This window comes from Methanoculleus sp. UBA374, from assembly GCA_002508705.1.
GTDB classification, from domain to species: Archaea; Halobacteriota; Methanomicrobia; order Methanomicrobiales; family Methanoculleaceae; genus Methanoculleus; species Methanoculleus palmolei.
The window spans coordinates 91,176-97,259 of record DAYL01000002.1; the positions used below are offsets into that span (position 1 = coordinate 91,176).

Sequence of the window (6,084 nt, forward strand, 5' to 3'; positions counted from 1 at the left end):
GCGTAACCGGAAGGGCCCTCAGGCGTGCCGGATGGCAATATCGGAGAGGACGTTTGCGACGTCTTCACACTTATCGGTCGCTATCTCGAGGTTCTCGTAGATGTCCTTGAGTTTGATGATGGTGACCGCATCGTTCGTCTTGAAGAGGTCCATGATGGCATGGGCGAGGACGCCGTCCGCAACGTTCTCCAGGCGGTTCACCTCGATGCACCGATCTTCGATCAGGCCCGGGTCCTTGATCGACCTGATGCCGTTGACGGCCTTCTCGATCTCGATGACGCTCAACCGGATCAACTTTGCAAGCTGGACCATAGAGTCGTCGGTCTCGGTGATGCCGTAGTTGTGCATCTGCTGTACGGTGCCGTCGATATAGTCGAGGATGTCGTCCAGTGCCGCCGCGAGACGGGAGATCTCTTCCGGTTCGAGCGGTGTGATGAACGTCACGTTCAACTGCTCGAAGATCTCGTGCGAGATGTCGTCTCCCTCGTGCTCGAGCTGCTTCATGCGGGAACACTGCTCTTTCACGTCTTCATAGTTCTCGACGAACTCCACGAGATGATCGGCTGCAATGACGACCGTCCGGGCCATTCTGTCGAAGAGATCGAAAAAGACCTTATCCTGAGGGACTACCCACTCCTTGATGCCCACAATTGATCGCTATACGTTTCTTCCGGCGGGGTATATAGCGATCGGTTCGTCATCCTGGAGGAGCGGCGAGATAAGATGAAATCAGGGTAATCCGGGGCTCAATGAATGCCCCGGGTCAAGTTCCCGTCCTTATTCCGAGACCTTTACGAGGTTGTTGCGGATGACCTCGAGGTCGGCATCCTTTGCCGCGATCTCGTACAACATCGTTCCGTATCCGGGGCAGGGCTTCGTAAACGGCAGCAGAACCCTTTTCTTCTTGTTCTGGATGCCGACGAGCATGGGTTTTTTTAAGAGCACCCGGATGTCCTTGAAGATAAAGCCCGGGGTCATCTCGTAATACTCTTTGCAGTGCTTTCGCACATAGTCGTTCACCTGATCAGGCGTTACATCCATAAGGAGCACCTGTCCACCGAGGTTATTTACGCAGCGCGATGCCATTCCATTTAATGTTCGCATTCGAACGAATATACTTTGTGCTGACGTCCGGTCCTCCCGGTCGTTCCCGGGCCCTGGTATCGGCAGCACCCCGGCCGCCCTCCGATCATCGGTTTCCTTAATGTCTGCAGCAACCAATTATTCTTCACGTGATCCGCGAACCGGCCGTAAAAAAAGTCCTCTACTGGTGCGACCAGTGTAACGTACCCCTTATCGGGCGCACCTGCTCCTGCGGAGCGCGCGTCCGGGAGATAGCGCTCCTGCAGCCGTACGACGTCCGTCCCGCTCTCGCGGCGGACATGGCCCTCATCCGGAGCCTCCTCGCCGAAAAGTTCGGCGATATTCCCCTGCCGCACGTCGTGCTCCTGAACAAGACCGGCGGCGCCGACCGGGCCGACCTCGTGATCGTGCACGGCGACCGGTTCGGCTGGCTCTCGTTCGACCCGGTCGCCCGGAAGTTCGCCCTCGACATCGCCCCCGAAGCGCTCCCGCAGGTCCTGCCGTATGCAACAAGGGGCATCGTCGACCTTGAGGCCGAACCCGCCGTGAGCGCCCATAAGGGACGCATCGGCGGAAAGCGGTTCCCCTTGAAAAATCCCCTGCCCGACGGGACGGTCATCGTCTCCTACAAAAACCGGTTCGGCACCGGCATCGTCAAGGACGGGCAGATCAAGGTGAAAGAACTCGTCTCCATCGTCCCCCGCGACCGTCCCGACCCGGACTGGAACGCTGTGATCGAGAAGAACCGCTACCACTTAAAGAACCTTGAGCGAAACGCGGTTCGTACCATCAAGAAGCACATGAACGACCGGCCGTGCGTGAACGTCTCGTTTTCCGGCGGCAAAGACAGCACCGCCGCCCTCTACCTTGCACGAAAGGCCGGGGTGGAGAAGGCGTTCTTCATCGATACCGGGCTGGAACTCCCCGAGACCGTGGCGTTCGTGGCGTCGCAGGGCGTCGAGATCGTCCGGAAGGGCGGCGACTTCTTCCAGGCGGTCGAGAAGGCGGGGCCGCCGGGGAAGGACCGCCGCTGGTGCTGCAAACTCCTGAAACTCCACCCCCTGAAGATCTACCTTGCCGGGACCGGCCCCTGCGTCACCATCCAGGGGAACCGCTGGTACGAGTCCTGGAACCGGGCCGACCTCGACGAGACGAGCCAGAACCCCGCAAACCCCCTGCAGTTGAACGTCTCGCCGATCAGGAACTGGCGGGCGCTCGAGGTCTTCCTCTACCTCTGGTGGCGCGAGGCCCCCATAAACCCTCTCTATGAGAAGGGCCTCGAACGGATCGGCTGTTACCTCTGCCCGTCGGCGCTTGAGAGCGAGTATGAGGGTCTCCGGAAGATGCACCCGGAACTGACGGGGCGCTGGGACGAATTCCTTATATCCTGGGCGGAGAAGAACGGCCTGCCGGACGCCTACTACCGTTGGGGGCTCTGGCGGTGGCGGGCGCTGCCCCCGAAGATGCGCGAGATCTGCAGGGAGCGGGGCATCGGCGTGAACGAGGACTTCACCCTCTGTGAGGCTCCGGTCACAAAGGAAGCGGCCCAGGCGGCATGTATGAAGACAATCGAAACCCAGGGTCCGGCACTGCCGGCAGAAAAAGAATTCGCCCCGGAGGATATCCGGAAGGATTTCCCGATCCTCGGCGACATCGTCTATTTGGACAACGCAGCGACGAGTTTTTCGCCGGAACCGGTGGTGCAGGCGCTCGTCGAGTTCGAGCACCGCTACCGGGCCAACGTCGGACGGGGCGTCCACCGCCTGACCCGGATCGCGACGCAACGCTACTGGCATGCCCACGAGAAGGTGGCCCGGTTCATCGGCGGAGAGGTCGGGGTCACGGTCTTTACGAAGAACGCCACGGACGCGATCAACATGGTTGCGCGTGGCCTCTCCTGGAAGTCGGGCGACCGCGTGGTGACCACCATCCTCGAGCACCACTCGAACCTCCTTCCCTGGAGAGCGCTTGCAACGCAGGGCGTCGCGCTCGATGTGATCGGCATCGACGCCGACTACGCGCTCGACCTCGCCGCGCTCGAAGAGACCCTCGCCCGGGGCGGCGTCCGGCTCGTTGCCGTCACCCATGCTTCAAATGTCCTTGGCGTAACGACACCCGTTCCCGAGGTCGCCCGGATCTGCCGGAAGTACGGCGCGCTCCTCCTCGTGGACGGAGCACAGTCCCTGCCGCACATGCCGGTGGACGTCTCCCGTCTCGGCTGCGACTTCCTCTGCTTCTCGGGGCACAAACTCTTCGGGCCGACGGGGACCGGCGTCCTCTGGATGCGGGACCTGCTCATCGATCCGCCGGTCCTCGGCGGGGGCATGGTCGCGAACGTCACGGCGGACGGGTATGTGCCGGCGGAGGGCTACCAGCGCTACGAGGCCGGGACGCCGAACGTCGGCGGGGGGATCGCGCTCGGTGTCGCGATAGATTACCTCTCGGCGATCGGGATGGAGCGGGTCCGGCGGCACGAGGAGCGCCTGACCGCCCGGTTGATCGACGGCCTCTCCCGGATCGACGGGGTCACGGTCTACGCCGCAAAGAAGCCCGGAGCCCGTATCGGGGTCGTCTCGTTCACCATCGACGGCGTCGATCCGCAGGAAGCCGCACAGACGCTCGACGAGGAGGCGGATATCCTGGTGCGGTCGGGGCACCATTGCTGCCAGCCGCTCATGGAGTTCCTCCATCTCCCGGAAGGGACGGTGCGGGCGAGTGTCGCGGCCTTTACGACGGAGCAGGAGATCGACCTCCTCGTTGCGGCCGTCGACGAGATCAGCCGGGGTCGATGAAAGGGTTCCGGTCGTGGGGTCGGTAGAGTCATCCCTTCAATCCCACTTCGCCCCGGCCTTCACCCTCCTCAAACTTCGGATTCTCAGTGGTAGAAGACCATCAGGACTGGACATGCCGGGGCGTTCCCTCAACAACAGGGGGACACAGCGGAGTCAACCCTTTACGGACCTTTTTCGTCCTCCGGGGGAACGTCCCCGGCTCTACGCATCGATCCCCGTAAGCCTCTCTGCGTGCGTGTAGACCGCCATCTCCGGGGTTCCGGCGGACCCGACGATGCAGAGGCCGGTCTCTCCAGCGATCTTCACGGCAAGCGCGGTCGGAAACCCGGTGGAGGCCAGCACCGGGATGTCGGCGACCAGACATTTCCGGACCATCTCGGAGGTGACCGGGCCGGTGCCGACGGCAATCGTCCGGGAGAAGTCCAGACCGCTACAAAGTCCCCGGCCGATCACCCGGTCGAGGGCGTTGTGCCGGTCGAGGTCTCTTGAACAGGCGAAGATGCGGCCGCCGTCCGCGAGCGCCACCGCGTCGAGCGTCCCGGGCACAGGAAGAGCGGCGACGGCGGCCTCGATCTCCGGGACGGTGACCGCAAGATCGGACTTGATCGCGGGCAGTTTCCGGGTGTCGATGTAAGAGACGGCCCCCCCGCACCCGGAGAGGATGGTCTTCTTCACGGTACCCCTCCGGAAGGGGTTCTTCGTGAGGACACTTATCCGGTTCTCCTCGATCCTGACCGACTCGATCTCATCGGTGCTCCTGATGATCTCTTCGGTGTAGAGGTAGCCGGTGATGAAATCTTCAAGATCGACCGGGCTCAGGATCACGGTCGTCAGGTGTCGGCCGTTGACGAAGACCGCCACCGGCGCCTCTTCGGCGACATCCAGGGTGATCCGCCCGCCGCCGATAGAGATACAGGAAACTTTCTCAAACATGGTCTTCACTTTTTGTATCATTCCATCTACCCGGATCATTCCGGGAACGGGATCGATCTTCTCAAGAACATGCACGGAAGAAGACTATACTCTGCCGGCGTTCAAGCACCACAGGTATGTCTGGCCTTCTCAGGCGCACTGCCGGACAAACTCTTCAGGCATTGATGTGCGCCGTGCAGTCTCTTCGACCGAGAGCCCCCTGCCCCCAGGGTTGCTCTATGAGTTCGTGCACATACCTCACGGAGCCCATCCCTTTGAGCCTTTCAAGAAAAGCATCCAGATCGTCCTCCTCGAAATAGAGTTCGGCGTTATGGGACCCCTCGACGATAGAGCCTTCCTCGACACCAATGAGGTCCGAAAAGTGCGACCGAGAATGTATCGCAAAACCGCCCTCAAACGATACGTTCTCGTCGAAATCGTAGCCGACCTTCTGGTCCAGAACCTCTTCATAGAAAGTCCTGGAAACCGCTATGTCACGAACAACAATAAGCGGACATACAAACTTCATCGTACTCTACTCCATACCCGGCAGTCAGTCAGCGTCTCGGAGAGTGAACAGGCGCTCCGCAACTCTCCGGACCACCGGCTGTTCATGATAGTCTCGTAGGAAGTTGCGGTAGTTCAGCCTTTCCGTCGTGCGGCCGAAGCCCGGGCCGGAAGCGTTGAATAAGAGCGGGGGCATTTCCCGGCCGTCCGGGCGCGAAAGAGAACTTTGGGCGTTCTCTTCCGCATCGCCGGGCGGTGCCAGATTCGTTTGCGCCCCGGCACGGGCGCAAACGTGGGTTTATTATGGAACTCAAGTGTCTATTCAGTGGTCGTTACACGTCCCGGACTTCCGGCTACTTGAAGATGTCGAAGATCTGGTCGCTGCCGGTCGCGGAGAGGCGCTGGCGTTCCGCCTGTTCCTCGACGAGCGCGAGGACCGGGAGCTCCATGTTCACACCGGGGGTGTGGCCGAACATCTTCTCCATGTCCGTCTGCAGGGCGTGCATGTAGAGCGAGTTCGCGATCTCCATCGGGCAATTCTCTTCGCACTGGCCGCAGTTTACGCAGGAGTCCGCCACGTGGGCGTAGCGGATCAGGTGGAACATGAACGGCACGGGGAGCACGCCCGGCGCCACCAGATAGGGTTTCTTCGTGCTGCACTCGACGCAGTAGCAGATCGGGCAGCTCTCGATGCAGGCGTAGCACTTGGTGCACCGGGACGAGTCCTCCATGATCTTCTGGAGGCGCTCCTTCCCCTCACCGAGGCTCTCGAAGTAGCGGGCGCGCCACT

Annotated in this window: 5 protein-coding genes and 1 pseudogene; 1 reads left to right on the plus strand and 5 read right to left on the minus strand. The window is 61.4% G+C overall.

All coding sequences use genetic code 11. The features are described from left to right. Positions 1-18: 18 nt before the first annotated feature. Positions 19-648 carry a DUF47 domain-containing protein gene (locus BRA42_RS00725; protein ID WP_292410382.1) on the minus strand — a complete coding sequence of 210 codons (630 nt, stop codon included), beginning with the start codon at positions 646-648 and terminating at the stop codon, positions 19-21. 129 nt (positions 649-777) lie between these two features. Then, positions 778-1,086, minus strand: coding sequence for a DUF1894 domain-containing protein (locus BRA42_RS00730; protein WP_292410380.1), 309 nt, complete (start codon positions 1,084-1,086; stop codon positions 778-780). Between the two features lie 146 nt (positions 1,087-1,232). Here BRA42_RS00730 and BRA42_RS00735 point away from each other — a divergent pair, with 146 nt between their 5' ends. Next, positions 1,233-3,875 (plus strand): aminotransferase class V-fold PLP-dependent enzyme, encoded by a 2,643-nt coding sequence (locus BRA42_RS00735; RefSeq protein WP_342770678.1) that lies wholly within the window; start codon positions 1,233-1,235, stop codon positions 3,873-3,875. Between the two features lie 201 nt (positions 3,876-4,076). Here the strand turns inward: BRA42_RS00735 and BRA42_RS00740 are convergent, their stop codons facing one another. From BRA42_RS00740 to BRA42_RS00750, 3 genes and pseudogenes are all read right to left on the minus strand, one after another. Beyond that, the gene (locus tag BRA42_RS00740; RefSeq protein ID WP_292410376.1) at positions 4,077-4,808 is read right to left on the minus strand and encodes a formate dehydrogenase accessory sulfurtransferase FdhD; all 732 of its coding nucleotides are present in this window, start codon (positions 4,806-4,808) and stop codon (positions 4,077-4,079) included. 154 nt (positions 4,809-4,962) lie between these two features. After that, positions 4,963-5,316 (minus strand): VOC family protein, encoded by a 354-nt coding sequence (locus BRA42_RS00745; protein ID WP_292410374.1) that lies wholly within the window; start codon positions 5,314-5,316, stop codon positions 4,963-4,965. A 331-nt stretch (positions 5,317-5,647) separates the two neighbouring features. Next, positions 5,648-6,084: pseudogene (locus tag BRA42_RS00750) on the minus strand (4Fe-4S dicluster domain-containing protein); the annotation flags it as partial.